The organism is Micromonospora sp. NPDC005367 (assembly GCF_040606825.1).
GTDB lineage: Bacteria > Actinomycetota > Actinomycetes > Mycobacteriales > Micromonosporaceae > Micromonospora.
Map to the genome: position 1 here is coordinate 52,019 of NZ_JBEXFP010000008.1, position 25,986 is coordinate 78,004.

25 protein-coding genes are annotated in these 25,986 nt (G+C 72.6%); 11 read left to right on the forward strand and 14 right to left on the reverse strand.

The window, feature by feature from the left end:
- Window positions 1–2 precede the first annotated feature (2 nt).
- Window positions 3–1,022 carry an ATP-binding cassette domain-containing protein gene (locus ABZS42_RS08375; protein ID WP_355143276.1) on the forward strand — a complete coding sequence of 340 codons (1,020 nt, stop codon included), beginning with the start codon at window positions 3–5 and terminating at the stop codon, window positions 1,020–1,022.
- Window positions 1,023–1,080: 58 nt separating this feature from the next.
- On the opposite strand, the gene ABZS42_RS08380 is transcribed toward ABZS42_RS08375, so the two are convergent.
- The 7 genes from ABZS42_RS08380 to folP form a co-directional block, all read right to left on the reverse strand.
- Window positions 1,081–1,581: a hypothetical protein gene (locus tag ABZS42_RS08380; RefSeq protein WP_355143277.1), complete on the reverse strand. Its 501-nt coding sequence runs from the start codon at window positions 1,579–1,581 to the stop codon at window positions 1,081–1,083.
- Window positions 1,582–1,618: 37 nt separating this feature from the next.
- Window positions 1,619–1,927: a hypothetical protein gene (locus ABZS42_RS08385; protein WP_355143278.1), complete on the reverse strand. Its 309-nt coding sequence runs from the start codon at window positions 1,925–1,927 to the stop codon at window positions 1,619–1,621.
- 54 nt (window positions 1,928–1,981) lie between these two features.
- Entirely contained in the window at window positions 1,982–3,187 is a 1,206-nt protein-coding gene (locus ABZS42_RS08390) for an ABC transporter permease (RefSeq protein WP_355143279.1), read from the reverse strand.
- A 133-nt stretch (window positions 3,188–3,320) separates the two neighbouring features.
- The gene (locus ABZS42_RS08395) at window positions 3,321–3,848 is read right to left on the reverse strand and encodes a DUF3180 domain-containing protein (RefSeq protein ID WP_355143280.1); all 528 of its coding nucleotides are present in this window, start codon (window positions 3,846–3,848) and stop codon (window positions 3,321–3,323) included.
- Between the two features lie 19 nt (window positions 3,849–3,867).
- Window positions 3,868–4,395 carry a 2-amino-4-hydroxy-6-hydroxymethyldihydropteridine diphosphokinase gene (gene folK / locus ABZS42_RS08400; protein WP_355143281.1) on the reverse strand — a complete coding sequence of 176 codons (528 nt, stop codon included), beginning with the start codon at window positions 4,393–4,395 and terminating at the stop codon, window positions 3,868–3,870.
- A complete protein-coding gene (gene folB / locus ABZS42_RS08405) occupies window positions 4,392–4,757 on the reverse strand; it encodes a dihydroneopterin aldolase (protein WP_355143282.1) in 366 nt (121 codons plus the stop codon). Before folB ends, folK begins: the two co-directional genes overlap by 4 nt.
- A complete protein-coding gene (folP, locus tag ABZS42_RS08410; protein ID WP_355143283.1) occupies window positions 4,754–5,650 on the reverse strand; it encodes a dihydropteroate synthase in 897 nt (298 codons plus the stop codon). The genes folB and folP overlap by 4 nt, the downstream gene beginning before the upstream one ends.
- A gap of 355 nt (window positions 5,651–6,005) precedes the next feature.
- Between folP and ABZS42_RS08415 the strand changes: the two genes are divergently transcribed.
- Genes ABZS42_RS08415 through ABZS42_RS08445 form a run of 7 tightly spaced genes read left to right on the forward strand, consistent with a single transcriptional unit; the run spans window position 6,006 to window position 14,389 of the window.
- Window positions 6,006–6,320: a hypothetical protein gene (locus ABZS42_RS08415; protein ID WP_076467126.1), complete on the forward strand. Its 315-nt coding sequence runs from the start codon at window positions 6,006–6,008 to the stop codon at window positions 6,318–6,320.
- 14 nt (window positions 6,321–6,334) lie between these two features.
- Window positions 6,335–6,697: a hypothetical protein gene (locus ABZS42_RS08420; protein ID WP_076467128.1), complete on the forward strand. Its 363-nt coding sequence runs from the start codon at window positions 6,335–6,337 to the stop codon at window positions 6,695–6,697.
- A gap of 49 nt (window positions 6,698–6,746) precedes the next feature.
- Window positions 6,747–10,118 carry an ATP-binding protein gene (locus tag ABZS42_RS08425; RefSeq protein WP_355143284.1) on the forward strand — a complete coding sequence of 1,124 codons (3,372 nt, stop codon included), beginning with the start codon at window positions 6,747–6,749 and terminating at the stop codon, window positions 10,116–10,118.
- Window position 10,119: 1 nt separating this feature from the next.
- Complete coding sequence (locus tag ABZS42_RS08430; protein ID WP_355143285.1) at window positions 10,120–12,057, forward strand: MFS transporter; 1,938 nt, start codon at window positions 10,120–10,122, stop codon at window positions 12,055–12,057.
- Window positions 12,058–12,063: 6 nt separating this feature from the next.
- On the forward strand, window positions 12,064–12,612 hold the full coding sequence (locus ABZS42_RS08435) for a hypothetical protein (protein WP_355143286.1): 549 nt from the start codon (window positions 12,064–12,066) through the stop codon (window positions 12,610–12,612).
- Window positions 12,609–13,778, forward strand: coding sequence for a M23 family metallopeptidase (locus ABZS42_RS08440; protein ID WP_355143287.1), 1,170 nt, complete (start codon window positions 12,609–12,611; stop codon window positions 13,776–13,778). The genes ABZS42_RS08435 and ABZS42_RS08440 overlap by 4 nt, the downstream gene beginning before the upstream one ends.
- Before the next feature lie 11 nt (window positions 13,779–13,789).
- A complete protein-coding gene (locus ABZS42_RS08445; RefSeq protein WP_355143288.1) occupies window positions 13,790–14,389 on the forward strand; it encodes a hypothetical protein in 600 nt (199 codons plus the stop codon).
- A gap of 2 nt (window positions 14,390–14,391) precedes the next feature.
- On the opposite strand, the gene ABZS42_RS08450 is transcribed toward ABZS42_RS08445, so the two are convergent.
- On the reverse strand, window positions 14,392–14,952 hold the full coding sequence (locus ABZS42_RS08450; RefSeq protein WP_355143369.1) for a hypothetical protein: 561 nt from the start codon (window positions 14,950–14,952) through the stop codon (window positions 14,392–14,394).
- A 194-nt stretch (window positions 14,953–15,146) separates the two neighbouring features.
- Here ABZS42_RS08450 and ABZS42_RS08455 point away from each other — a divergent pair, with 194 nt between their 5' ends.
- Both ABZS42_RS08455 and ABZS42_RS08460 read left to right on the forward strand, forming a co-directional pair.
- Window positions 15,147–17,765 carry an FtsK/SpoIIIE domain-containing protein gene (locus ABZS42_RS08455; protein ID WP_355143289.1) on the forward strand — a complete coding sequence of 873 codons (2,619 nt, stop codon included), beginning with the start codon at window positions 15,147–15,149 and terminating at the stop codon, window positions 17,763–17,765.
- On the forward strand, window positions 17,762–18,526 hold the full coding sequence (locus ABZS42_RS08460; protein ID WP_355143290.1) for a hypothetical protein: 765 nt from the start codon (window positions 17,762–17,764) through the stop codon (window positions 18,524–18,526). Before ABZS42_RS08455 ends, ABZS42_RS08460 begins: the two co-directional genes overlap by 4 nt.
- Before the next feature lie 106 nt (window positions 18,527–18,632).
- Here the strand turns inward: ABZS42_RS08460 and folE are convergent, their stop codons facing one another.
- The 4 genes from folE to ABZS42_RS08480 form a co-directional block, all read right to left on the reverse strand.
- Window positions 18,633–19,298: a GTP cyclohydrolase I FolE gene (folE, locus tag ABZS42_RS08465; RefSeq protein WP_355143370.1), complete on the reverse strand. Its 666-nt coding sequence runs from the start codon at window positions 19,296–19,298 to the stop codon at window positions 18,633–18,635.
- Between the two features lie 38 nt (window positions 19,299–19,336).
- Window positions 19,337–21,352 (reverse strand): ATP-dependent zinc metalloprotease FtsH, encoded by a 2,016-nt coding sequence (gene ftsH, locus ABZS42_RS08470; protein WP_355143291.1) that lies wholly within the window; start codon window positions 21,350–21,352, stop codon window positions 19,337–19,339.
- Window positions 21,353–21,882: 530 nt separating this feature from the next.
- On the reverse strand, window positions 21,883–22,458 hold the full coding sequence (gene hpt / locus ABZS42_RS08475) for a hypoxanthine phosphoribosyltransferase (protein ID WP_355143292.1): 576 nt from the start codon (window positions 22,456–22,458) through the stop codon (window positions 21,883–21,885).
- A 101-nt stretch (window positions 22,459–22,559) separates the two neighbouring features.
- Complete coding sequence (locus ABZS42_RS08480; RefSeq protein WP_355143377.1) at window positions 22,560–22,748, reverse strand: hypothetical protein; 189 nt, start codon at window positions 22,746–22,748, stop codon at window positions 22,560–22,562.
- 100 nt (window positions 22,749–22,848) lie between these two features.
- On the opposite strand from ABZS42_RS08480, the gene ABZS42_RS08485 reads away from it, so the two are divergent.
- Window positions 22,849–23,811, forward strand: coding sequence for a helix-turn-helix domain-containing protein (locus ABZS42_RS08485; RefSeq protein ID WP_355143293.1), 963 nt, complete (start codon window positions 22,849–22,851; stop codon window positions 23,809–23,811).
- 14 nt (window positions 23,812–23,825) lie between these two features.
- Here the strand turns inward: ABZS42_RS08485 and tilS are convergent, their stop codons facing one another.
- Window positions 23,826–24,821, reverse strand: coding sequence for a tRNA lysidine(34) synthetase TilS (gene tilS, locus ABZS42_RS08490; protein ID WP_355143294.1), 996 nt, complete (start codon window positions 24,819–24,821; stop codon window positions 23,826–23,828).
- A gap of 10 nt (window positions 24,822–24,831) precedes the next feature.
- Window positions 24,832–25,902, reverse strand: a complete 1,071-nt coding sequence (locus tag ABZS42_RS08495; protein ID WP_355143295.1) for a zinc-dependent metalloprotease — start codon at window positions 25,900–25,902, stop codon at window positions 24,832–24,834.
- Between the last annotated feature and the right edge of the window lie 84 nt (window positions 25,903–25,986).

Below are 25,986 nucleotides of genomic sequence, written 5' to 3' on the forward strand. Positions count from 1 at the left end.
ACGTGGACGTTACCCCGGAGAACTCCGGCGCCGGCGGGCGCGCGGCCCTCGGTGACCAGCGCGCGGCGTCGATCACCTTGGAGGGCGTCCGCAAGCGCTACCCGGACGGGACCGAAGCCGTACGCGGGCTGAGCCTCGAGGTCGGTGCCGGCGAACTGGTGGTGCTCATCGGTCCGTCCGGCAGCGGCAAGTCGACGGTGCTGCGGATGATCAACCGGATGATCGAGCCCACCGGCGGCCGGACCCTCCTCGGCGACGAGGACGTCACCCGGGTCGACCCGGTGCGGCTGCGCCGCCGGATCGGCTACGTCATCCAGAACGTCGGACTCTTCCCGCACCAGACGGTCCGGGCGAACGTCGCGACCGTCCCGAGGCTGCTCGGCTGGCCCCGGGACCAGGTCCAGAGCCGCGTCGACGAGCTGCTGGAGCTGATCGGCCTCGAACCGGGGACGTTCGGAGGCCGGTACCCGCACGAGCTCTCCGGCGGGCAGCGGCAGCGGGTCGGGGTGGCCAGGGCGCTCGCCGCCGACCCGGTGGTGCTGCTCATGGACGAGCCGTTCTCCGCCGTCGACCCGATCACGCGGACCCGGCTGCAGGAGGAGTTCCTCCGGCTGCAGGCCGAGGTGCGCAAGACGATCGTGCTGGTCACCCACGACCTCGACGAAGCGGTCCGGCTCGGCGACCGGATCGCGGTGCTCTCCGAGGGCGGCCACCTGGAGCAGTACGACTCGCCGGCGGCGCTGCTCGGCACCCCCGCCACCCCGTTCGTCCGCGAGTTCGTCGGCGCCGACCGGGGCATCCGCCGGCTGGTGGTCACGCCGCTGCGTCGGGAGACGCTGGAGCCGGTGCCCACCGACGCGGCACCGGACGCGCCGGCCGTGCCACTGGACGGCTCGGCGTACGACGCGCTCGCGGCGCTGCTCACCTCGGCGGCGGAGCGGGTGCTGGTCACCGACGAGGGACGCCCCGTCGGCTCGCTGGACCGCCGGCGCCTGCTCGATCTGGCCGCCAGCCCGGAGTGAGGCAGGGCCTCATCGGGCCGGCCCCGATCGGCCCCCGGGCCCGGCCCGGGGGCGGTCGTCAGGCGCGGCCGCCCAGGCTGGCCGTGCCGATGATCCAACCGGTGAGGAAGCCGTAGCCGGCGCCCGCCGAGGCGGCCTGCAACGCGCCGAGCATCGACGACCCCGGTCCGAGGAACACCGCGAGCAGGCCCGCGAGACCGCCGGCCAGCACGAACGCCGCCCAGCCGGAGAAGAACTGGCTGAACCCGCCGGGCACCCGGGCCACCTGCGAGGCCGGCAGCACGTAGAGCAGGGCCGCCGCGAGGATCACCAGCAGGATCGCCCGCAGGTCCGCGGCGAGCACCCCGCCCGCCTGGTCCCCGGCGTCGATCCGCCAGGCCGGCCAGCCGAGCACCCGCAGGTACCAGCCGGCCGCCGAGTTCGGGTCGGTGTGGTTCCCGGCCCAGTTGACGTACGCCGGACTGCCGGCGACGGCGACGAGCACGAGTGCGGCGAGCGCGCCGGTGCCGGCGGCCGTGCCGTACCGGCTCAGCGCGCCGGTCCGGTTGGTGAGCGCCATGATGCTGTCCGTTCCCGGCCCGCGTGTACCGCTCCCGTCAGTGCTTCATCAGGTAGTCGATGAAGGCGGCCCGCAGCAGCGGCTCCGACTCCTCGTCGCCGTGGCCGGTCAGCTGACGGAAGAGCGCGGCGGCCTCGTCGACGGTCGGCCCGACGGAGTTCGGGGCACCGTCGAGCACGGTGGCCTCGTCCGCGTTCGGCAGGTGCCGCAGCACCGACCAGAAGAAGCCGATGTCGAGCCGCTCCCGGGCACGCGCGAACGACCGCTCCCGCAGTTCCTCGGTGGGGAGTGCGTCCAACTCCTCGAAGGAGTGACCGCCGGTGGGGGTGGCTGGTGTCTGGCTCATGCCGCCGAGCCTAACCGCCGAGATCACCTCCGGCTCGTCGGACGTGGCCCCAGCTCAGCGGGCGTCGTCCCACCGCCGGGTCTCGCTCTCCCAGTGGGGTGACCGCCACGGGTCCATCGGCGATTCCGTGGCCGGCGTCGGCAGGGCCGGCGGCCAGTTCTCCACCGGACCGGGCACCGTCCAACCCGAGCTGATCGGGCCGTCGCCGGCCGGCTCCGGCGTCTCCACGGTGGCCGATCCGGGGCGGCCGTACCGCTCGATCAGCCGGGTGATCAGCAGCCCGACGCCCAGGGCCACCCCACCGACCGCCCACCGGCTCACCGTCCAGTCGCGGGACTCGGCGTACGCGAGGAACGCCGACACCAGACCGACTGCGAAGAGGGTGCCGAAGATCCCGCCGCGACGACCGTACGCGCTGGTGCCGGCGAGCAGTGCCACGCCGACGGCGAGCACCGTCCAGTCCAGGCCGGTGGCGGGGACCACGGGTGCGGCGTCGTTGGCCGCGACGAGCACCCCGGCCAGCATGGCCAGCAGGGTCGAACCGATCAGCGCACCCGCGGTGACGAACGCGGCGGCCACCCCACGGCGACGCGCCGGATCCGCGACCGGGCGGAACCGGCCGACGAGCCGACGGACCGCCCGAATCGCGCCGAAGAAGCCACCGAGGACGGCCACCGCGGCGAACCCGGCGACCAGGTAGTACGCGTGACGGCGCGGGTCGTACTCGCCCTGCACGAGCACCGGCGTCGAGCGGCGCTCGATGTACACGATCACGCCCGCCGCCGCGGCGAGGCTCGCCGTCCAGCCCGGCACGTGCAGCACCACCACGGCCAGCGCGATCAGCAGACCGCCGATCGCGGCGACCACGGCGGCCGGGGCCACCGCGGCCACCAGGCCCCGGTCGCTCTGCTCGGCGAAGTGCAGTCCGGCGGCGACCGCGACCGGCCCGATGGCGAGGTTCACCGCAGCGGTACGCAGGCTCAGCCCGGCGGCGAGGGCGAGCAGCCCGAGGGCGGCCACGTCGACCAGCAGCGACTCCAGCTCCGCACCGCGCAGGACGGCCGGATCCTCGCGCCAGAGCAGCCAGGCGCAGGCGGCCAGCCCGATCAGCAGCACGATCTCCCAGCCGACGTGCACGCCCACCCGGTCCCGGCCGGGCTCACCGTGGAACGGGTCGTCGAAGACGTTGTCGAGCACGGCGGCGGGCACTCCGGACGAGGGCTCGGCTGGCGTCTCCCGGCCCGGTTCGTCGTACCCCATGACGCCGCCTCCCCCTGGCCGGTCGTCCTGGTCCGACGCTCGGGCGGACCGGCGGCGGCCGTTGCTGTCCGGTCGGAGGCACCGTACCCGCGTGGCGAGCCGCACGTAACCCCCCGACCACGGCGGAGACCGGTCAGCGCTGGCCGGGGCGGCTCTCTCGGTCGTCGGGCTCCCGCTCGTCCTCGGGTCGTTCCGGCACCCGGCAGGAGCGCTCCAGCCACAGTGCGGCGGCCACCAGGGCGAGCGAGGCGACCAGCCCGCCGGCCGCGGGCGCCCGGTCCTCGGTGGCGGCGCGGGTGGACTCGACGAAGAGCCAGGCGGTCAGCCCCGCGTAGAAGCCGGCGAAGATGGCACCCGCCAGCGACGACGCCTTGGCCAGCACCACGAACCGGGCCACCATCAGCGCGTTGACCGGTTCCCGGCCCGGCCGGCGCTCGATGCGGCCCCGGGTGTTGATCGCGGCGTACCCCTCGAGGACGGCGAGCACGGCGAGCGTGACCACCGGCAGCCAGGGCAGCCGAGGTATGCCGTTGTAGTAGAAGGTGCTGATCAGTAGCCAGGCCGCCGCGGCGGCGGCCAGACCGGCCACCACGAGGGTGGAGATCCGGGTCGGGCCCATCCGCCCCGGGCCGCCCGGCGGCGGGGACTGCGGCTGCGTCATGCCGACCGGCTCCGCTGGGTCATGCCGTCGACTCTAACGCGAGATCCGGGCGCGGGCGCAGTTCCAGCGCGTCGACGGCGGCCTCGCCGGTGTTCAGCAGGTCGGCGATCGGGCCGTGACCGGGCAGCCGGCCGTGCGGCTCGAGGTCGAGCCACGGCCGCAGCACGAACGCCCGCAGGTGGGCACGGGGGTGCGGCAGGGTCAGCTCGGGGTCGTCGCCGAGGACCGGTTCGCCGTCGTCGCCCCAGACCGCGATCACGTCGACGTCGAGGGTGCGCGGCCCGAAGCGCCGCCGCGGGTCACGGACCCGACCGGCCGCGCGCTCCGCGGCGCCGGCCCGCTCCAGCCACTCGTACGGGCCTGCGGCCGGGTCCTCGGCGAGCAGCACCGCGTTGTAGTACGTGGGCTGGTCCGGGTCCCCCCACGGTGGAGTTTCGTACACCCCGGAGACCCGGCGGACCGCGTCGCCGAAACCGGCGACCGCGGCGCGCAGGTGGACGAGTCGGTCACCGAGGTTGCTGCCGAGGGAGAGGACCGCGCGGGTCACCGCACGCTCCGGCGGGTCATGGTGACGGCCACGTCGGTGAACACGTGCGGCACCGGCGCCTCCGGCTTGTGCACCGTCACGGTCGCGCTGCCCACCCGAGGATCGGCCAGGCACACGTCGAGCAGCCGGTCGGCGAGCGTCTCGATCAGGTCGACCGGGTCGCCGGTCACGACGGCGACCAGCCGATCGGCGAGTTCGCCGTAGTGGACGGTGTCCGCGACGTCGTCCGAGCGCGCGGCCGGACCGAGATCGAGTTCGAGCACCACGTCGACGACGAAGTCCTGCCCCTGTTCGCGCTCGAAGTCGTACACCCCGTGCCGGCCGCGTGCCCGCAGACCGGTCAGCGTGATCCGGTCGTTCACCGGCTGCCCTCCCCTTCGGTGGCGGACCCGGTCGCCGCGGCCGCGGCGACCGGAGTGACCAGGCGCGGGCTGCCGGTGGCCCGCCAGACGGCGAGCGCGTCCACGGTGGCGCGTACGTCGTGCACGCGTACGCCCCAGGCGCCGGCCGCCACGGCGAGCACGCTGGCGGCGACGGTGGCCGCCTCGCGGTCGCCGGGCGGGCGCGGGGTGCCGTCCGGGCCGGCGAGCAGCCGGCCCAGGTAGGACTTGCGGCTGGCCCCGAAGAGCAGCGGGTAGCCGAGGTCGAGCAGCTCGGGCAGGCGCGCGCTGAGCCGCCAGTTGTGTTCGGCGGTCTTGGCGAAGCCGAGCCCCGGGTCGACGATGATCCGGTCGGCGGCCACCCCCGCCCGCAGCGCCGCGTCGATCCGCTGGGCCAGCTCGGCCCGGACATCGGCGACCACGTCGGTGTAGTCGGCCAGCTCACGCATGCCCCGCGAGTGCCCACGCCAGTGCATCAGCACCCACGGGCAGCCCGCGTCCCGGACCACCCGGGCCATGTCCGGGTCGGCCAGTCCGCCGGAGACGTCGTTGACCACGGCCGCGCCGGCGGCCAGGGCCGCCTCGGCGACCCGGGCCCGGGTGGTGTCGATGCTGACCGGCACGCCCGCGGCGGCCAGCTCGCGGATGACGGGCAGTACCCGGGCCGCCTCGGTCTCCGCGTCGATCCGGTCGGCGCCCGGCCGGGTGGACTCGCCGCCCACGTCGATCAGGTGCGCCCCGTCGGCGTGCAGTCGGACGCCATGTCCGACGGCGGCGTCGAGGTCGGCGTACCGTCCGCCGTCGGAGAAGGAGTCGGGCGTGACGTTGAGGACGCCCACCACAACGGGGGCCGGGGCCCGCACCAGATCGGTCACGACTAGACCGTACCGGTCGTCGGCGGGGCCTCCGACGGCCCGGGGCGGCCTCACACAGCGCCCCTGACATGCGCATTGAAACAGATGTACGATCGGTCGTCCGGGTCGTATCGGGCAGGCTCTTCGTGGCTTGTCGCATTCCGGGGCGGCCCGTACGCTGTGGAATTGCCCAGCATCGAGATGGCGAAGCGTGGAGGGAGGGCCGAAGCGGGACCAAATCGCCCAAAACTCGCCACCCTCCGTGGTGAGTAACGAACGCAAGGCAACTTAGCTGCGCTCAAAAAGGACATTTACCCTCGCAGGCTTTCCAACTGCACCGCTGCGGCGCCGCCGGCCGCGTTTTGGGGAGGTTTCAGTGATCGCCATCGAGCTCATGGAGCAGGCGTCGTCCGGCGTCGCCCACGCGCTCTCCGCCTTGGCGTCGACTCCACTCGCCGAGCCGGCACCGAAGGGCATCGACACCAACGGTGTCGTCACCTTCTTCGCCAGCAAGATCGCGCCGATCCTGCTCGCCGTCCTCGGTGTGATCTTCATCGGACGGGCCAGCCGCGGCGAGATCTCCAAGGTGCTGACCAGTTCCGCCATCGCGATCGTCGGCCTGGCCTTCATCGCCGGGGCGGCGACACTGTTCTTCGTCGGTGACTACCTGATCGACCTGATCTTCGAATAGGGCGCGGGCTCGACATGCGGCTGCGCACCGACGACGACATCTACCGGGCACGCCTGGTCTACCTCGGGCCCCCCGGCTACACCCTTCCCGTCCACCTCCCGTACGCCCAGTACGGGCTCTTCATGCTGCTCGTCCCCCTCTACATGTTCATCCACTGGCTGTTCACGTTGCAGGTCGAGCTCTTCCCCGCCTGGGAGATCGCGCTCGCCATCGTGAGCACGTCATTCGTCTTCCGGCACGTCGACCCGGACCGACCCGCGCGAGTGGTGATCCGCACCGCGCTGACGGACTGGCGACGCACTCGGGAGCCCGCCGCCGAACAGCGCGATCCTCGCCTGGTCGGCACCGGGATCAGGATCCGGGAGGAACTGGCATGACCGGGCGTACGCCGACGGGGCGGTCACACGATGCGGGTGAGGCGGTCGCATGAGTCGCAATTCCACGCCGGGTTCCCCGGCCGGCCGTCCGGCCGCACCGGATGGTCACCGTGCGCGTTCATTTGACTACCCAGAGACCGGTGAGCTGGACGAGAACGCCCTCGATCCGGCGCTGGCCACCACACCCGGTCACGGCGGGGTGGGCGTCTTCCAGGCGCCCCGCCCGGTGGCCCGAAGGGTTCCGCCGACCGACCCGGTGACCCGACGGGCCACCCCGGCGGACCAGCCGCCGCGTCGGGCTCCGACGGCGACCGGCGCGGAGAGCGCCGACATCGACTCCCCGTTCCTCGACCTCTTCGGCGCTCCACGCCCCGGCACCGCCCGTCCGCTGACGCCGTCGCGACGCGCCGAACGCGAGCACGCACCGATACCACCGCAACCGGCCGCGATCGAGCCGGCACCGGCCCCTCCGGTCACGGCGTCGACGCCCCGGTCGTCCGGCGTGGGCCGGGAGCCCGGGCCGGCCACGCAACCGACCCGCCCCCGGAGCGACCTTCCAGCCGGGACGCTGCCGGAGCAAGGCACCCGCTCACGAGTGCCGCACCAGGCCGGTGACCGGCTGCCGGTGCGGCGCCCGGCGGCAGATCCGGAGCCGGCGGCCGAGCAGGTGCCGCAGGCACCACCCGTACCGCCCGCACCCCGGGCTGAGCCCACGCCCGAGCCCCGACAGCCGGTGGATCACCCCGCCGGGTCCGGCAGGCCGACGTCGAACGGACGTGAGGTCGCGCCGCCCCGGCAGCGCTCGCCCGAACGGCGGGACAAGCCGGTCAAGCCGGTCCGGGTGAAGGCCCCGAAGATCAAGTTCGGTGACCGCGACCCGTCGGTCGAACTGGCGATCACCGAAATCGCAGGCCACCTCACCTTCACCCCGAACACCGTCACCGCCTGGTACTGGCTGCCCGAGGTCCGCTGGGCGTTCCGGCCGGACGCCGAACGCGAGGCGCTGCTGGCCGCGATCGCCGAGCAGTACGCCGGCCTCGCCGGCTTCCGGCTGCATCTGCGCCGCACCACCCGGCCGTTCCCGGCCGACGAGTGGGCCCGGACCGTCGACACACACACCGCCGCCCCGCTGCCCGACGTGCCCGGCACGCCGAGTTGGGCCGACCATCTCGTCGCGGCGCAGCGTCACCTGATGTCGGTGAACCACGCCGAGGGACAGACGTACCTCGGCGTGACCTTCGCCCGCCGCTCCCTCGGCGACTCCCTCAGCGAACGGCTGCTGCGAACCTTCGGCCGGGGCGTCGCCGAGGGCGAACGCCGCCGGTTGGGCCGGACGGTCGAGCAGTTCGACGAGGTGCTCGGCGCGTTCGGCATGCGCGGGCGACGGGTGACCGCACAGGAGCTGGAGTGGCTCCTCTACCGCTCGGTGGCGCTCGGCATGTCGCCTCCCGGGGCGCTCTCCCCGGTGACCAACGGGCGGTGGGAACGCGGTGACCTGCTCGCGCTCACCGAACAGATCGAGCGCTACCGCACGCCGTACGGCTCGACGGTGAAGCTGGTCAACCGGATGACGGGCGAGGAACGGCACGTCGCGGTGCTCGCCGTGGGGCGGATGGAGCCGCTGGAGATCCCCGAGCGGCACGAACCCTGGCTGCACTTCCACGAGCGGCTGCCCTGGCCGATGGAGATCTCGACCCGGGTGGACATCCTCGGCTCGGGTGACTCGTTCCGCAACCTCGAGCATCGGCTCCGCATGATCCGCTCCCAGCAGCTCGACTACGCCGAACACGGCATCGACGCCCCGCCGGAGCTGGAGCGGCTGGCCAAACGCGCCCTCGTGATCGGCGACGAGATGACGACCGGCCTGCCGGTCGACTCGGCCCGGGCACACGGCTGGCACCGCATCGCAGTCGGCGGCCGAACCCGGGAGGAGTGCCTGGAGCGGGCACGCCGGCTCATCCAGCTGTACTCACGCGAGCTACGCATCTCGCTGCAACATCCGAAGAACCAGGACTGGCTGGCCCGGGAGTTCATCCCCGGCGAGCCGATCGCCAACACCGGCTACGTACGCCGGATGCCGGTGTCCCTGCTCGCCGCCGCGCTGCCACAGGCCGCGTCCACCGTCGGCGACCGGCGCGGCGACCTGATCGGCCGTACCGCGGGCACCTGCCGGCGGCCGGTGTTCCTGGACCTGCACTACCCCATGGAGGTACGCGAGCGTTCCGGCCTCGCCGTCTTCGTGGCCGAGCCGGGCGGCGGCAAGTCGACCCTGCTCGGTGCGCTCGGCTACCTCGCCGCCCGGCGGGGCGTCCAGGTGACGCTGCTCGACCCGTCCGGCCCGCTCGCCCGGCTCTGTGCCATGCCGGAGCTGGCCCCCTACTCCCGGGTGCTCAACCTGACCGGTTCCGAACACGGCACCCTCGCCCCGTACGCGCTGATCCCGACACCACGGCGCAGCGAGTTCGGCACCGGCGCCGCCGGCGACCGGGAGTACGAGATCGCGGTCTCCAACGCGCGGGCCGAGCGGCGGATGCTCGTCCAGGACATCTGCATGATGCTGGTGCCGCCGCAGGTCGCCCGGGAGGCGTCCACCGCCACGCTGTTCCGGCACGCCGTACGCCAGGTGCCCGCCGAGGAGACGTCCACCCTGGACGACGTCGTGACCACGCTCAGCCAACTCGACGACGACACCGGCCGGGAACTCGCGAACCTCCTGCTGGACACCGCCGAGATGCCCCTGGCGATGCTCTTCTTCGGCCGCCCGCCCGAGGGGATGCTCGGTCCGGACGCCGCGCTCACCGTGATCACCATGGCCGGCCTCCGGCTGCCCGACCTGAAGATCGAGCGGGAGTACTGGTCGGCCGAGGAGGCACTCGCCCTGCCGATGCTGCACACCGCGCACCGGCTCGCCGTACGCCGCTGTTACGGCGGGTCGATGTCGTCCCGGAAGCTCGTCGGCCTGGACGAGGCGCACTTCATGGAGGGGTGGCGCTCCGGCCGATCCTTCCTGGTACGGCTCGCCCGGGACTCCCGCAAGTGGAACCTGGCCGCGCTGGTCGCCTCGCAGAACCCGCGCGACATCCTCGGCCTCGACGTGCAGAACCTCGTCTCGACCGTCTTCGTCGGCCGGATCGCCGAGGACAACGAGATCGCCTCGGAGGCGCTCCGGCTGCTGCGGGTCCCCGTCGACGACGGCTACGAGGCCACCCTGGCCTCCCTCTCCACCGCCGAGGCCACATCGGCCACCCGGCTGGGCTTCCGCGAGTTCGTCATGCGTGACGTCGACGGGCGGGTGCAGAAGGTCCGGGTCGACGTCTCGTACGTCGACGGGCTGCTGGAACACCTCGACACCACGCCCGCCGCGGTCGCCGCGGCGGCCGGAGTACTGCCGAGCATCCCCCTGCCGGATCTGGAGGCGTGACATGGCGAGGGCCCGAGCACGGATCACAGCGTTCCTGCTCGCGCTCGGCCTGCTGGCCGGAGCCAGTATCGCCTGGCCGTTGCTCGGGGCGTCTCCGGCGTCCGCCGCCCCGGTGGCCGCCCAGGCGCGGGCCGACCTCTGCACCACCGAGGAATGGCAGGCCGACTTCCGCGCCTGCGTCAAGGAGCTCCAGCAAGTCGCCACAACTGAGATCGAGTGTCGGAGGCCGCCAACCCCCAGCACGCCCGATTCCGGCCTGGCCGGGTGGTTCGCCTCACGACCGGAATCATCGAAGCAGCCGGGCCCGAAGGGCTTCTACACCGACTACGGCTACGCCGGTTACAGCTACACAACCTACGACATTGGCGGGTGCGCCTCCTCTGTCCTGCACCCGGACTACAAGTTCAGCAACACCGTCGCCAACGGCGAGTTCATGGTCGCGACAGCGATCGTCGGCGCATCCAACGCCCTGCGCGAGCGGGCCTGGGACCCGCGGTCGATGTGGAGCTGGGCCGATCCGTTGGTGGAGCAGGCGACCAGGGCCATCTACCAGAAGGTGTTCAGCGTCTTCGGGATCGTCACGTTGTGCGTGGTCGGGCTCTACCTGCTCTGGCGGTCGCGTCAGTCCGACATGAGCAACGCCATGACGACGGCGGGTTGGGCCCTCCTCGTGATGGTCGCGGTGACGGCACTGGCCGCCTGGCCGGTGAAGTCCGCCAACGTCGCCGACAGCACACTGATCACCGGTCTCGGCGTGGTGCATGACGCCCTCGGCCCCGCTTCCAGGGACACGCCTCCCGACCAATGCGATGACCAAGAAAATCCTGAGGCATGCAAGGATCACCGGCCGCCTGCGGTCCGGGCCAGCGACACCGCGACCGAGGCCATGCTCTACCGAAATTGGCTGCGCGGCGTTCTGGGCTCAGCGGACAGCGCAACCGCCAAGAAGTATGGCCCCGCACTTTACGACGCGAAGGCACTGACCTGGGAAGAAGCGGAATCCATCCGCGCCAACTCTGCCACCCGTGACGTAGTCATCAAGGCCAAGCAACAGCAGTGGATGACTATCGCGGAACTGATCAAGGACGAGGACCCCGAGGCGTACGAGTACCTCCAAGGCGTCCGGGACATGGATCGGATAGGGGCCGGCTTCATCGCGGTGCTCGCGTCGCTGCTCTTCGCCATGTTCGACCTGACGGCATCGTTGCTGGTGCTGCTCGGCTTCCTGATCTTCCGGTGGGCCGTGATCGCCGCGCCGATCCTCGGCACGATCGGTCTGCTCAGGCCGGCCAGCGCCGGTCTGCGCCGGCTCGGGAACGCGGTGGTGGCCGCCATCTTCAACATTCTCATCTTCGGCACCGGGGCCGCGGTCTACCTCTTCGCGGTGGATCTGATCATGAGCACGCCGAGCCTCCCCGGCTGGCTCCAGGTCGTGCTGGTCTGGCTCTGCGGCGTGGTCGGCTGGCTGCTGCTCCGCCCCTATCGCCGGATCACCCAGCTCGGCGGTAAGGACAGCAGCGAGGCGGTCGGCTCGGCCGGTTCCTGGCACCGCCGCTTCTTCCGGGACATGCGCACCGCCGCACGCCTCGACGTGGCCGAGCCCGGCGGCACGGCCGAACCCACCATGGGGCGCCGGAAGGCGGTCGTCGCGGGGCAGACGCGGCTGCGGCCGGAGGCCCGGCACGAAGACCCGGTACACACCGCGCCGGACGGCACCGCCCGGCAGCGCGCCGACGTCCGCGAACGGACCGAGGGCGCGCCGCCGGTCGAGGAGAGCCGCGCCGCCCGTCCGGCCACGCCGCGACCACGGCGCGGCCAGCCGGCCTGGACGGCGCCGGACGTACCCGAGGAACGTCCCTCCTACGTCGTCTACCGGCCCGGCTCCGCGGAGAGCACGCCCGACCGCCCCGCGCCCCGGATCCGTACCGAGGCCAGGTGAGTAGCGATGCGGCGCGCGCTCGAATTCCTGGTCACCCGGGTGCTGCGGTCCCGTATCGGGATCGCGCTCGCCCTGGCGGTGGTCGTGTTCGGCATCATCGGAGCGGCTCGACTCGTCTCGGGCCCCATCGATCCATCCCTCGGGCTCAGCAACCGGCCGACCGAACCGATCACCACGGTCGACCCGCACGCCGGTGACGACGGATTGATCGCCGGCGGGGATCCACGCGATCCGGTCACCCGGCCCGGCGAGCTGAATCCGGAGCAGACCGCCGATCGTTTCGTGACGGCCTGGCTCGGCAAACCGGGCATCACCGCCGAAGAGTGGCGCGAGGGCCTTCGACCGCTGTCGACGCCCGCGCTCACCGAGAAGTTGGCCGGGGCGGTGCCCGATGAGGTGCCGGCCGAGCAGGTAACCGACAGCGCGACCCTACGGCCCTGGACCGAGACGTTCGTCGAGGTGCTGGTGCCGATGGACACCGGTCGGCTCCGGCTGGAACTGGTCGCACCGGACGGGCAGTGGCAGGTCGACGCGGTGGACTGGGAGCAGGAATGAACGACGGGAAGCCTCCACGGCGGCGGCGACTGCCGCTCCGCGCGCTGGCCGGCGCACTCACCGTGGCACTGGCGCTGCTCTGCTGCACCGGAGGAACGGCCGCCTTCTTCCTCACCGAACTCGGCGGAGACTCCTCGGAGCAGATGACGCCGGCGAGTGTCGAGTGCACCGGTGACTTCCAGGTCAACGTGAGCGGGAAGATGCCGCGCATGGCCGACTACGGCAACAGCCAGCTCCGCAACGCGGCCCGGATCATCGGAACCGGCCAGAAGATGAAGGTGCCGCCACGCGGCTGGGTCATCGCGGTCGCGACGGCCATGCAGGAGTCCCGCCTGCGGAACCTGGCGAACCGGACCGTCGGAGACTCGCAGGGCCTCCCCAACGAGGGCGTCGGCGCGGACCACGACTCGGTCGGCCTGTTCCAGCAGCGGGCCGCGTGGGGCACGGTGCGGCACCGGATGACCCCGGAGTACGCGGCGAGGAAGTTCTACGAGAAGTTGCTCGACATTCCGGACTGGGAGCAGTTGCCGCTCACGGAGGCCGCTCAGCAGGTGCAGAGGAGCGCGTTCCCCGACGCTTACGCCAAGCACGAGACGGTGGCCACCCAGATCGTCGACGCGCTCGCCGGTGGGGCGGCCCGGACCGCGCTGGTGTCGGGCCAGGAGGTCTGCGACGCGGCCTCCGGCAAGGAGGTCGCGGCCTCGGGCTGGACCGCGCCGATCGCGGGCGGCGTCGGCTCCGGGTTCCGGACCAGCCAACGGCCCGGGCACAACGGGGTCGACATCGGCGCGAGGAAGGGCACCCCCATCCACGCCGCCGCGTCCGGCCGCGTGCTGGTGTCGAAGTGCGATCCCGACAACAGCGGCCGGGAGACCTGCGACGTGGACGGCTATCCCGGAAAGGGCGGCTGCGGATGGTTCGTCGACATCCTGCACTCCGGGGGCCTCATCACCCGCTACTGCCACATGGTGACCAGGCCGCAGGTGCACGAGGGGCAGCGCGTGGCCGCCGGTGACGTCCTCGGCAAGGTCGGCAGCAGCGGAAACTCCTCCGGACCGCACCTGCACTTCGAGGTCCACGAGGACGGCGACCGGCGCAGCCGGGGCGCGACCGATCCGGTGCCGTTCATGCGGTCGCGGGGCGCGCCCCTCACCAAGAAGAAGTGAAACCTGCCGACATGAACGAACCACTGCCCGACCCGTTCGCGGACCGCCCGGAATGGGCACCACGCCCACCACGCCCGGTCGAGATCGTGCCGGCGACCGCCCGGGTCGGGCTACGCGGCCAGCGGGTGCAGGTCGGTCTGCCCGGGCTCGGCTGGCGCGGTGACCTCCGGGCGGACGACCGGGTGGTGCAGGGCAGCCGGACGTACGTGCCGGTCATCCCGGAACACGAGTGGTATCGGGCCGAGACCGACCAGATCGAGGTCTTCGCGCCCCTGGTCCCGGTGGAACGGGTCTGGGTCGAAGTCGTCGGTGCGCCGGCCGACAGCCCGACCGGGCGCGGCCCCGGCCTCCGCCTCGTCTCTCTCGACGGCCCGAGTCACCAGGCCCCCATCCCGGTCGTCGACGCGGATTCGGTGGCCGGTCGTCGCGTGGTGCACGTCGTGGATTCGGCCGAGCACCGCGACCTACGCGCGGTCACCGAGACGTACTCCGGCGCCGACGGGGACATCTGCGTGCGGGTCACGCCCGAGGCTGAGTGGTACCGCTGGGCCTGGCGCGGACAGGCACCCACCACCCTGGAGGTACCGGTGCACCTGCTGTGGATCGAATAGCGCTACTGAAGTTTCTGGGCACCGCAGACCCGCCACCCATCTTCGTCCACGACGTGGAAGCGCCAATCCTCACGGCGGCTACTCCGCGATTGGCCATTCGCCGAGCCAGAGATCGTCAAGGTCGTGGTCACCGATTCGCCGTCCCCGTCTTTGACCTGTGTCAGGGGCCCCCAACGCACCCGAACCAGGACGTCGAAATTCGCCTCGCGCTGTTCAAGCTCGCGTCGGAGGCTGCGCGCGGCTTCGAGATCCTCTCCGCTCCGGCAAATGAACTGCTCCGTCTTAATGTCATTGCGTTCATTGAGGAAGGTCTGGATAAAGCTGGCTACGACGACGTCGGGGGCGCTGCGATCCGGGGCGGTGGCGCGGTCGTAGAGCAGGTAGCCGGTTACGGCCCCGCCGAGGCAGAGCAGTGCGAGCACACCCGCGACGACGGTGAGGACGGTGCGGACTCGACTGCGCGGGCGCTCCGGGGCCGGGGCTGCCGGAGCCGGTGGCAGCTGCTCGGAGGGGGGCCGCTGCGCCGGTACGCGGGATACCTGGGAACCGGCGGGGGGCTGCACTGATTCCACGTCCTGAGGCTATCGGTCGGCGGCCGCATACCCAATGCCTCAATTTTCGGCGGATCGTGACGGACCGCTCGCCTTTGGTGAGATGACCGACGACACCCTCACGCCGCCGCCCCACCTCCCGAGGAAGGGGCATCACCTGGGATACCGTCTCTGCTCGGGGAGGTTGCCAACCTCGATCAGAGGGGGTGGACTCGGTGGCCGGTCCGAAGGCACGAACCAACCGCGCCGCCGCACTGCACCGTCAGGCCGCCGCCACCGCCACCGCGGCTGCGGCCATCCTCGACGAGATCCGGCCCGCGCCCGCTGATCAGCGCCGCCAGTACGAGTTGGCCGACCGGCTCCGCACCGTTGCCGAGTTGGCGGCCCCTGGCTGGGCGGGCGCTTCCCTGGAGACCCTCGCCGCCGACGCCCCACCCAATGAGGGCCCGCCGCCCTTCGTCCGGGTCGGCACCGCCGCGCCGCTGGACGACGCTCGCTTCCCCGCCCTGGTGCCGCTGGTCGGTACGGGTCACCTCAGCATCGACACCGACGCGCGGGACTCCCGCGTCGCGGGTCTGCTCCGGGCTGTCCTGCTGCGCTCGATCGCGGCGACGCCGGCTGGCGCGCTGCTGCTCAGGGCGGTGGACGCGACCGGTTCGGCGCTGACGCCGTTCGCTCCGCTGGCTGACGCCGGTCTGCTCCCACCGCCGGCGTCGGACGTGCCGGGTCTGCGGGCGGTGCTGACCGAGGCCGAGGAGTGGGTGGCGCCAGGCTCCAGCGGGCGGCGGCGGCACGACCGCACCCTGCTGCTGGTGATCGCCGCACTTCCCGAGCTGACCGCGCCGAGTGACCTGGTCCGGATCGAGGCGCTGGCCGAACAGGGCCCAGCGGCCGGGTTGCACCTGGTGGTCGCCGGTTGGGCGGCCTCCGGTCCGTACGCGAATCGCCCGCCGCTGCCCCGGGCCACAACGCTCGCGCTGCGCAACGCGTACGCGCTGCTCGGCGATCCGCCCGGCACGTCGTTCACCAGCCCCGGGGTGGATCCGCCGGCCGGGCTGAACTCTCCCGTCTTCGTCGAGGCGGATCCGCCGCCCGAACTGGTGGTCGCGGTCTGCCGCCGGCTGGCCGCCCAGGTCGAGGCGGGTTCCCGGCTGGCCCTGGCCGAGCTGCTGCCGCCGACCGGCGAGGCGCTCTGGTCGGCGCAGTCGACGGAGGGGATGACGACCACGGTGGGCGATGCCGGTGGCCGGCCGGTGCCGCTCGGGTTCACCGAGTTGACCCCGCACTGGCTGGTCAGCGGCCGGTCCGACGGCAGCCGGTCCGCGTTCCTGACCAACGCCCTGCTCGGTCTGACCGCCCGGTACGGCCCAGAGGAGCTGACGCTGTACCTGGTGGACCTGGGCGACGGCGAGTCCTTCGTGGAGTTCCTCCAGACCGAGCGGGACCGGTCCTGGGTCCCGCAGGTCCGCGCGGCCGCGATGACGGCCGACCGTGAGTACGTACGGGACCTGTTCGAGCAGTTGGCGGTCGAGGTGCGCCGCCGTGAGGAGGCGGGTCGCCGGGCCGGCGGGCAGCGCTTCGCCGCGCTGCGGGAGCACACTCAACTTCCCCGCATCGTCTGCGTGGTCGACAATGTGCCGCTGCTCTTCGCCGAGCGGGATCGGCTCAGCGCCGACATCGCGTCCCGCCTCGACGCTCTCGCCCGGTCCGGACGGACGTACGGCGTTCATCTGGTGTTGGCCGGTGCCGGTGACCTGGGGCTGGCCGGGCGGTCGGAGGGCGGTCACCGGGATTCGCTGCTCGGGCAGTTCCCGGTCCGGGTCGCGCTGCCGGGCGGGGGTGCCGTCTTGGAGCCGACCAACGATTCGGCGGCCGGCCTGCCGATGGGCAGCGCCGTGGTGAACACGGCCGGCGGGCTCGGCGGCCCGCGGGGCGCGGTACGCGGTCACGAGCGGCTGATCCGGTACCCGGATCCGCAGGACGAACCGGAGACGGTGGAGCGGCTGCGCCACGAACTCTGGACGGCCCGCTCGGCGGGTGCCGTACCGCCGGTGGTGTTCGCCGGGTACGCCCGACCGTTGCTCCGCAACGACCCCCGGTACCGGGCGGCGGTCGCCGACCTGGCGCACGCTCCGGCAGCCCTGTTGGGTCGGGCGGTGGACGTGAACCGGTCCACGGTGGCCGTGCCGCTCGGTCCGGCTGCGGGGCGCAACCTCGCCGTCCTCGGTCCTGGGCCGGAGGCGGCCTCTCTGCTGGTCACCGCGGCCCGGAGCACCGCCGCCCACCATGCGGCGGGGACGGCCAGGTTCGTCATCGCCGCCGCGGACCCGGACTGCCGGCCGCTGGCCGAGGCGCTGACCGCCGAGCTGGCCGCCGTGCATCGGGCCGCGACCGTCGACGTCGCCGGCCTGCTCGACATCGTAGCCGGCACCGAACCGTCCGGGTCCGCCCCGGACGCCGAGGGCGCGTCGACGCCGACGAACGACCCCACGTACCTCGTGCTCTTCGGCGCGGGTCGGGCGGACGCCGAGGAGTTGCCCGTCGAGCTGTTGCGGACGCTGCTGCGGGAGGGTCCACCGGCCGGTCGGCACCTGCTCGGCTGGTGGCGGGTAGTGCCGCCGTTCGCTGCCCTGCTGGAGCCGGAGGATGCCGTGGACAAGCTCGCGGCCGTCGCCGCGGTGGGCGTGCCCGGGGCCCAGCTCGTCAGCGTCTTCCACCGTCCGGTGGAGTGGCGTCCGCGTCCGGGCCGGGCGGTGCTCTGGGACGGGCCGGACGAGCAGGGCGTGGTCCTGGTGCCGTTCGCCGAGGAGGAGGCGCGGGGATGAGCCGCAACGGGAGGACGACGGCCACGGCCACGCGGGACGGGCGGCAGGATCTGGCCGGGCCGGGTCGGCAGCGTACCGCCGAGCAGCATGATGCTGTTCCGCAGCCGGCCTCGACTGCCGATGCCGGGGTGGATGCCTGGCAGGACTATCTGGCGGCGGCCCGCCAGCTGGACGGGGTACGCCGGGCTGCGGCGGCCGCCGCCGGTGAGCAGGCCCGGTCGGTGCAGGCGGCCCGGGGGGAGCTGACCGAGGTCCGTACGCGGCTCGCCGCTCAGCAGGCCCGGCTGCGCGAGCGGGGCGTACCGCAGATCTCGCTGGTGCCGTCGCCGCCGGAGTTGTCCGAGGAGACCCGCGCGCTGGCCGGTGGTCCGGCCACCGTCCTGGCGGGGCTGCGCACTGCTCGCGATCGGGTCGACGCGGCGGACGTCGCTCTTGCCGCGCGGCATCCGCTGCGTCCGGCGAGCTGGTCGGCGCGGCCCCGCAACCTGCTGGTGTACGGCCCGCTCGCGCTGCTGGTGCCGCTGATCCAGGTGGTCGTCTACGTCGCGACCGGCGCCGGTGCGGCGACTGTCGCCGCCCTGATCTGTGGCCTGCCGATGCCGGCGGTGGCGTTCGTGGCCGGTTGGATCGGCGTCGGGCGGGTCTTCCGGTCGCGGCGCGGGGGTCGGGTGGACCGGACGTCGCGGTTCGGGGCGCTGGTCTGCCTGGTGCCGGCTGTGCTGGTCACCGCCGGCCTGCTGTTCGCCATGTTGGCCGGCTGAGACCGCACCGGCTCATTCCCGTCGGGCCGTCAAAGTCCGGTAGCGGGCGGGCACGCGACGGCCGGCCGCCCTGGATCCAGGTCGACCGGCCGGATGGTACGCCGGGTCAGCGGGGCAGTATCAGAGCCATCGCCTCGGCCCGGGACTTCGCGTCGTTCTGGAGCGTGCCACGCACTGCCGACGTGATCGTCTGGGCGCCCGACTTCTGAATGCCGCGCATGGCCATGCACATGTGCTCGCACTCGAGGACGACGATCACGCCTCTGGGCGCGAGCTTGTTCATCAGGAGATCGGCGATCTGCGAGGTGAGCCGCTCCTGCACCTGCGGTCGGCGGGCGTACACCTCGACGAGCCGGGCCAGTTTGGACAGGCCGGTGATCCGCCCGTCCGGGCCGGGGATGTAGCCGATGTGGGCGCTGCCCCGGAACGGCAGCAGGTGGTGCTCGCAGAGGCTCATCACGTCGATGTCCCGGACGATCACCAGCTCCTGGTGGTTGGCCTCGAAGGTGGTGCTGAGGACCTGGGCCGGGTCGACCCGGAGGCCGGCGAAAAGCTCGGCGTAGGCCCGGGCGACCCGGGCCGGGGTCTGCTGGAGACCGTCGCGGTCGGGGTTCTCCCCGACCGCGATCAGGATCTCGCGGACCGCCTTCTCGATCCGGGGCAGGTCGACGCTGTCCTCGACCGGGCCACCGGTGAGTTTGCCGTTGATCAGCCGCGCGGCGATGTAGTCCAGCATGTCGTCGGCGTCGGGCTCGGTAGCGGAGGCGGCCAGCCCCCGATCGTCGGGGCTGGCCGCCGGGTCCGTCGTGCTCAGTGCGTACCGTCCGAGTTGTTCGAAGCGTTGCCGCCGACCCCCGCCTGGGCGCCGTCGGCCTGGGCCTGCGCCTTGAGCGCCTCCTTCTCCGCCGGGGTGAGCACCGGCGGCTCGGTGGAGGGCTGGCGCTTGCCGAAGCCGTTGTACGGCGCGAGCGGCGGGCGCTTGACCACCCGGGCGCAGATGCGAGCCATGTCGGCCGTGGAGAGGGTCTCCCTCTCGATCAGCTCGAGCACGATGTTGTCCAGGACGTCCCGGTATTCCACCAGGATCTCCCAGGCCTCGTCGTGCGCCAGCTCGATGAGCGCCCGCATCTCGCCGTCGATCTCGGCCGCCACCGCGTCGGAGTAGTCCCGCTCGTGGCCCATGTTGCGGCCGAGGAACGGCTCGTCGCCGCTGGTGCCGTACTTGATCGCGCCGAGCTTGGAGCTCATGCCGTACTGCGTGATCATCGCCCGGGCCAGCTGGGTGGCCTTCTCGATGTCGTTGCCGGCGCCGGTGGTGGGCTCGTGGAAGACCAACTCCTCCGCGGCCCGGCCGCCCAGCGCGTACGCCAGGGTGTCGATCATTTCGGCCCGGGTCTGGGTGTACTTGTCCTCGGTGGGCAGCACCAGGGTGTGGCCCAGCGAGCGACCGCGGGACAGGATCGTCACCTTGTGCACCGGCGCGGCGTGCGGCAGCGCCCAGGCGACCAGCGCGTGACCACCCTCGTGGTACGCGGTGATCTTCTTCTCCTGGTCGCTCATCACCCGGGTCCGGCGCTGCGGACCGGCGATCACGCGGTCGATCGACTCCTCCAGGGAGTCGTTGCTGATCGCCCGCTGGTCCTTGCGGGCGGTGAGCAGGGCCGACTCGTTGATCACGTTGGCCAGGTCGGCGCCGCTGAAGCCCGGGGTACGCCGGGCCACCGAGTCGAGGTCGACGTCGGGCGTGAACGGCTTGCCCTTGGCGTGCACCCGCAGGATGGCCTTGCGGCCCTCCATGTCGGGGGCGTCCACCGGGATCTGCCGGTCGAACCGGCCCGGGCGCAGCAGCGCCGGGTCGAGGATGTCCGGCCGGTTGGTGGCGGCGATCAGGATGACGCCGCCCTTGGTGTCGAAGCCGTCCATCTCGACCAGGAGCTGGTTGAGGGTCTGCTCCCGCTCGTCGTGGCCACCGCCCATGCCGGCACCACGGTGCCGGCCGACGGCGTCGATCTCGTCGACGAAGACGATCGCCGGTGCGTTCGCCTTGGCCTGCTCGAACAGGTCACGGACCCGGCTCGCGCCGACACCGACGAACATTTCGACGAAGTCGGAGCCGGAGATGGAGTAGAAGGGCACCCCGGCCTCGCCGGCGACCGCGCGGGCCAGCAGGGTCTTACCGGTACCGGGCGGGCCGAAGAGCAGCACACCCTTCGGGATCTTGGCACCCAGCGCCTGGTACTTGGCCGGGTTCTGGAGGAAGTCCTTGATCTCGTGGAGTTCCTCCACGGCCTCCTCGGCACCCGCGACGTCCGCGAAGGTGGTCTTCGGCGTGTCCTTGGTGATCATCTTCGCCTTGGACTTGCCGAAGTTGAGCACCCGCGAGCCGCCGCCCTGCATCTGCGACATGAAGAACAGCAGCAGCAGTACGAGCAGCACGATGGGGAGCAGGTTGACCAGCAGGCTCACCCAGATGCTGTCCGACGACACCTTCGTGTCGGCCGGGCCGGTGATCCGGTTGGCCGACTTGGCCGCGAGGACCTCGTTCCAGACCTGGCTGCCCACCTCGTAGGGGAACTGGGCTTCGATCCGGTCGGTGGTGGTGTCACCGAACTTGGTCTTCTCGGCCAGCTTGAGCTGGAGCGTCTGCTCCTTGTCCTGGAAGACCGCGCTATCGATCTTGGCTGTGTGAAGCTGGTCCAGCGCAACGGAAGTGTCCACCCGGTGGAAGCTGGGACCCGAGGTGAACAACTGACTGAGAACAACGGCGCCGAGGATGACCAGGATGATCCAGACCACCGGTCGGCGGAAGAAACGCGTACGTTCCATGCTGTTGTCGGGCACCTGAGCGCCCGCATCCTCCTGATCGACGTCCTGACCGTCTGATTGGTGTCGCCGCCTTGGCGGCTGCCGGAGCCGCCGTGCGAGCCGGCCTCGACCTCCGAGGAGCGACAAACTGCCGCGCCGCGGTCATTCGACGGTACACCGTGTGCGCACGGAGTGAGCTTGCGAGCCCCGCACTCGACGCACGTCGGACATCGACGGCACGTCCGCTGAGCCGGGGCCCACAGCCCGCGCCGGGTCGTACGGCGGACCGGGCGGAGACCGACGTGACGAGAAGTCCGAGCCCGGCCACCCGCGAACACCCGGTCACGCAGTCGAGGGGCCGAGCGCGGAAGTACCTCCACGCCACCGACGTACACGGTAGTCCGAACAGCTGAGAATCCGCTGAACGTCCGCTTGACGAACCGGCCCTGTTCAACCTCCGGTGTCGTCCGTCCGACCGGAGGCTCGGACGCGGTGCGCACGCGCCGCGCGGATTCAGGTGGCAGCGGGCTCGACGCCGCGGCGCGAAGGGGTCAGGAGCGGGCGTAGACCTCGGGCTTCAGCACGCCGACGTAGGGCAGCTCCCGGTAGCGCTCGTCGAAGTCGAGTCCGTAGCCGACGACGAACTCGGTCGGGATGTCGAAGCCCACGTACTTGACCGGAACCGTGACCTTGACCGCGTCGGGCTTGCGGAACAGCGCGACGACCTCGACGCTCGCGGCCGACCGGGACTCCAGGTAGCGCAGCAGCCAGGAGAGGGTCAGACCGGAGTCGACGATGTCCTCGACCACGATCACGTGCCGGCCGGCGATGTCCCGGTCCAGGTCCTTGAGGATGCGGACCACTCCGGAGGAGGTGGTGCCCTGGCCGTACGACGAGACGGCCATGAACTCGAGTTCGGCGGGCGGGCCGTGGCGGCCGAGCGCCCGGGCGAAGTCGGCCATGAACATCACCGCGCCCTTGAGCACGCAAACCAGCAGGAGCCCGTCCTGGACGTGGGCGTGGTCCGCCGCGACCTGCTTGGCGAGTTCCGCGGTCTTCTCGCGGATCTGCGCCTCGGAGATGATCACGTGGTCGATGTCGGCGTCGTACCAGGAGCCGTCTGCCATGGTCTCTAGCCTGCCGTACGCCGGCCGGACCCCGTCGGCGGGGCCGCCCCTTTTGGCGCGGTCCCGCCCGGGAATTTTCCGTCGAATCGGCACAAGTGGCATCAGCAGGTACGGGACTGCCAGCGGCGGCCCGCGTCGGTCGGCTTCCAGTCGGCGGAGTCGCGGCTGTCTGCGGTCACGCCGGTCGCGCCGGCGGCTGCGAGGGCGACCAGGAACAGGACGAGGAACAGGATCTCCATGGCGGCGCTCACTTTCACACGGTTGATGTCGGTTTCGCCGCCGATGCGCATCGGGTCTGACCTCAGTCTGCGACGTCGCGCCGCGGGCTGACAGTGGCAGGAATGCCACCGACCGTCGATTTACTGCCACCCACGGGGTTACCCTCGTCACATGCTCCGCTCCGTGGCCGTACTCGTCCTGGACCAGGTCGCGCCATTCGAACTCGGCGTGCTCGCGGAGGTCTTCGGCACCGACCGGACGGCCGACGGCTTCCCCGCCTACCGCTTCGACCTGTGCAGCCCGGACGGCCGCCCGGTACGCACGTCCGCCGGCTTCCAACTGGTCCCGCACGCCGACCTCGGCCCGCTGGAGGACGCGGACCTGGTGGCGGTCCCCGCCCACGACCGGCGTGCCAGCGTTCCCGAGCCGGTGCTCGAGGCGCTGCGCCGGGCCGACGCACGCGGCGCGCACCTGCTCAGCATCTGCTCGGGCGCCTTCCTGCTCGGCGCGGCCGGGCTGCTCGACGGCCGTGAGTGCACCACCCACTGGCGGTACGTCGACGAACTGCAACAGCTGCACCCGTCGGCCCTGGTCCAGTGCAACTCGCTCTACGTGGCGGACGGTCGACTGCTCACCAGCGCCGGCACCGCCGCCGGCATCGACGCCTGCCTGCACCTGATCCGTCAGGAGCACGGTTCCGCCACCGCCACCCGGCTGGCCCGCCGGATGGTGGTCCCGCCGCACCGGGACGGCGGCCAGGCCCAGTACATCGAGGCGCCGATCCCGAAGGCGCCGGAGGCCCCGACCCTGGAGCCCGTCCTGGAGTGGCTCATGCGGCACCTGGAACGCCCGGTCACCGTCGACGAACTGGCAGCCCGTGCGGGCCTGGCGCCCCGCACCTTCGCCCGCCGGTTCCGGGCGGAGACCGGCACCACCCCGCACGACTGGGTGACCAACCAGCGGGTGCTGCTCGCGCGGCGGCTGCTGGAGGAGACCCGGCTCACCGTCGAGGCGGTCGCCGACCGGGCCGGTTTCGGCGACCCGGCGACGCTGCGCCACCACTTCACCCGCCGGGTCGGCACCACGCCGCAGAGCTACCGCGCCACCTTCCGCGACCGCGCCCACGCCGGCTGAGCCCGCACGACGTCCTAGGCGTTGTCCTGGCCGAGCCGGAGGCGATCGGCGCGACGTTGGACGCACAGACCGCCGGGCAGGTACGCGGGGCCCTGCCCCCGCCATGCCGTGACCAGGGCGTCCAGCGCCGCCACGTGCCGGTGGCAGAGCGCGCCCGGTGGGGCGCCCAGCTCCCGCGCCCAGGCGTGCAGCACCCGGCCGCGTACGGCCGGAGCGAGGGCGGCCAGCCCCGGCACGGAGAGCGCCCCGTCGGGGTGCCGGACCGTTGTCAACGCCGCCCCGGCGATCTCGTCGAGCGCGGCGTTGTCCTCGGCGACCAGCCTGGCGGTACGAGCCAGCCCGTCCAGCACCGCCGGCCCCAGCGCGCGGACCAGCGCGGGCAGCACGTCGGAGCGCACCCGCGCCCGGGTGTACGCGGGGTCGCTGTTGTGCGGGTCGACCCACGGCTTCAGGCCGAGCGCGGCGCACGCCGCCCGGGTCTGCTCCCGGCTGATCCCGAGCAGCGGTCGCAGCAGCGGCACCCCGCCCAGGTCCCGGCGGGCGGGCATCCCGGCCAGGCCCCGCGGACCAGCGCCCCGGGCCAGCGCGAGCAGCACGGTCTCGGCCTGGTCGTCGCGGGTGTGTCCGGTGAGCAGCGCCACGGCGCCGCTCCGCACGGCGGCGTCCGCCAGCGCCTCGTAGCGAGCCTCCCGGGCCGCCGCCTCGGGGCCGCCTGGACGCCCGGCCACCTTTACCCGGACCAGCTCCACCGGAGCCATTCCCAGCTCGCCGGCGACCGCCGCCACCTCGGCGGCCCGATCGGCAGAGCCCTCCTGCAGCCCGTGGTCGACCGTCACCAGGCCGGCGCGCCGGCCGAGGCGCGGTGCGACGAACGCGGTGGCGGCGGCGAGCGCTAGCGAGTCGGCGCCACCGGAACAGGCCACCAGCACCGGCCCGTCCCCGGGCAGGTCGGTCAGCGCGCGGCGCACCGCCACCCGGATCGCGGCCACCGGCGGGGCGAGTACGGCCACCGGCGTACCGTCAGCCGGCCGACGGCAGCGGACCGGCCGGGCCGTGCACCCGGGCCACCCAGGCATCCGGGTCGCCCAGCTCCTCGACCCGGGGCAGGGTGAGCGGCGAGCCGAACACCTTGTTGAAGCCCTCCATGCCGACCCGCTCGACCACCCCGTGCACGAACTTGCGGCCCTCGGCGTACTGGCGCATCTTGACGTCCACACCGAGCAGCCGGCGAATCGCCTTCTCCAGCGGGTTGCCGGCCTCGCGCCGCCGGTTGAAGGCGGCCCGGATCCGGTCGACGCTGGGAATGACCTGCGGACCGACGCCGTCCATCACGAACTCGGCGTGCCCCTCGAGCAAGGTCATCAACGCGGTGAGCCGGTCCAGCACGGCGCGCTGCCCCGGCGTCTGCACGAGATCCAGCACGCTGGTGCGGCTCTCCGGGTCCCGGATCGCGTCGGCGAGGGTCCCCACGCCGCGGCGCAGCCGATCCAGCAGGGCCTCCTCAGCGCCGGACGAGGCGTCCACGAACGCCTGCACCTCACCCAGGAAGTACGCCCGCATCCACGGCACGGCGGTGAACTGGGTTCGGTGGGTCACCTCGTGCAGGCAGACCCAGAGCCGGAAGTCGTGCGGATCGGCTCCGAGCTTCCGCTCCACCTCGACGATGTTCGGCGCCACCAGCAGCAGCTGCCCCGGATCGCCGGAGAAGACCTCGTACTGGCCGAGCACCCGGCCGGAGAGGTACGCGAGCACCGTGCCCGCCTGCACCCCGGTCAGGCGGGAGCCGATCGCCTCGGTGAGGGCACCGGGCCGCTTGTCACCGGCGAGGCGGCCGACGAGCGGACCGATCACCTCACGCAACCCGGCGATGTTGGCGGCGGCCCAGTCCCGCCGGTCGACGACCTGGACGGGCGGGTGGCTCACCTGCGCCCGCAGACCGGTGTAGTCGGCCACGTGCCGGGCCGCCACCTCGGTCAGCCGCCGCAGGTCGCCGACCACGTCGGTGGCCTCGGCGTACGACACGCGGGGCCCCGACTTGCCCAGCGCCCCCGCGGTGGCGGCGGCGAGATCCCAGTCCACGAACTGCGCCATGCACCCACCGTACCCGCGTGGGAACACCCCGAACCGGACTCGCGGCGCGCCCCGTGGCAGCCGCGCCGGCCGCCCGACGGCGCC

Excerpts from the sequence above, each read along its gene's own strand:
- ABZS42_RS08380 (WP_355143277.1), bottom strand. The coding sequence starts at position 1,581 with ATGGCGCTCACCAACCGGACCGGCGCGCTGAGCCGGTACGGCACGGCC.
- ABZS42_RS08385 (WP_355143278.1), bottom strand. The coding sequence starts at position 1,927 with ATGAGCCAGACACCAGCCACCCCCACCGGCGGTCACTCCTTCGAGGAG.
- ABZS42_RS08390 (WP_355143279.1), bottom strand. The coding sequence starts at position 3,187 with ATGGGGTACGACGAACCGGGCCGGGAGACGCCAGCCGAGCCCTCGTCC.
- ABZS42_RS08395 (WP_355143280.1), bottom strand. The coding sequence starts at position 3,848 with ATGACGCAGCCGCAGTCCCCGCCGCCGGGCGGCCCGGGGCGGATGGGC.
- ABZS42_RS08420 (WP_076467128.1), top strand. The coding sequence starts at position 6,335 with ATGCGGCTGCGCACCGACGACGACATCTACCGGGCACGCCTGGTCTAC.
- ABZS42_RS08425 (WP_355143284.1), top strand. The coding sequence starts at position 6,747 with ATGAGTCGCAATTCCACGCCGGGTTCCCCGGCCGGCCGTCCGGCCGCA.
- ABZS42_RS08430 (WP_355143285.1), top strand. The coding sequence starts at position 10,120 with ATGGCGAGGGCCCGAGCACGGATCACAGCGTTCCTGCTCGCGCTCGGC.
- ABZS42_RS08435 (WP_355143286.1), top strand. The coding sequence starts at position 12,064 with ATGCGGCGCGCGCTCGAATTCCTGGTCACCCGGGTGCTGCGGTCCCGT.
- ABZS42_RS08440 (WP_355143287.1), top strand. The coding sequence starts at position 12,609 with ATGAACGACGGGAAGCCTCCACGGCGGCGGCGACTGCCGCTCCGCGCG.
- ABZS42_RS08445 (WP_355143288.1), top strand. The coding sequence starts at position 13,790 with ATGAACGAACCACTGCCCGACCCGTTCGCGGACCGCCCGGAATGGGCA.
- ABZS42_RS08460 (WP_355143290.1), top strand. The coding sequence starts at position 17,762 with ATGAGCCGCAACGGGAGGACGACGGCCACGGCCACGCGGGACGGGCGG.
- ftsH (WP_355143291.1), bottom strand. The coding sequence starts at position 21,352 with ATGGAACGTACGCGTTTCTTCCGCCGACCGGTGGTCTGGATCATCCTG.
- hpt (WP_355143292.1), bottom strand. The coding sequence starts at position 22,458 with ATGGCAGACGGCTCCTGGTACGACGCCGACATCGACCACGTGATCATC.
- ABZS42_RS08480 (WP_355143377.1), bottom strand. The coding sequence starts at position 22,748 with ATGCGCATCGGCGGCGAAACCGACATCAACCGTGTGAAAGTGAGCGCC.
- ABZS42_RS08485 (WP_355143293.1), top strand. The coding sequence starts at position 22,849 with ATGCTCCGCTCCGTGGCCGTACTCGTCCTGGACCAGGTCGCGCCATTC.
- ABZS42_RS08495 (WP_355143295.1), bottom strand. The coding sequence starts at position 25,902 with ATGGCGCAGTTCGTGGACTGGGATCTCGCCGCCGCCACCGCGGGGGCG.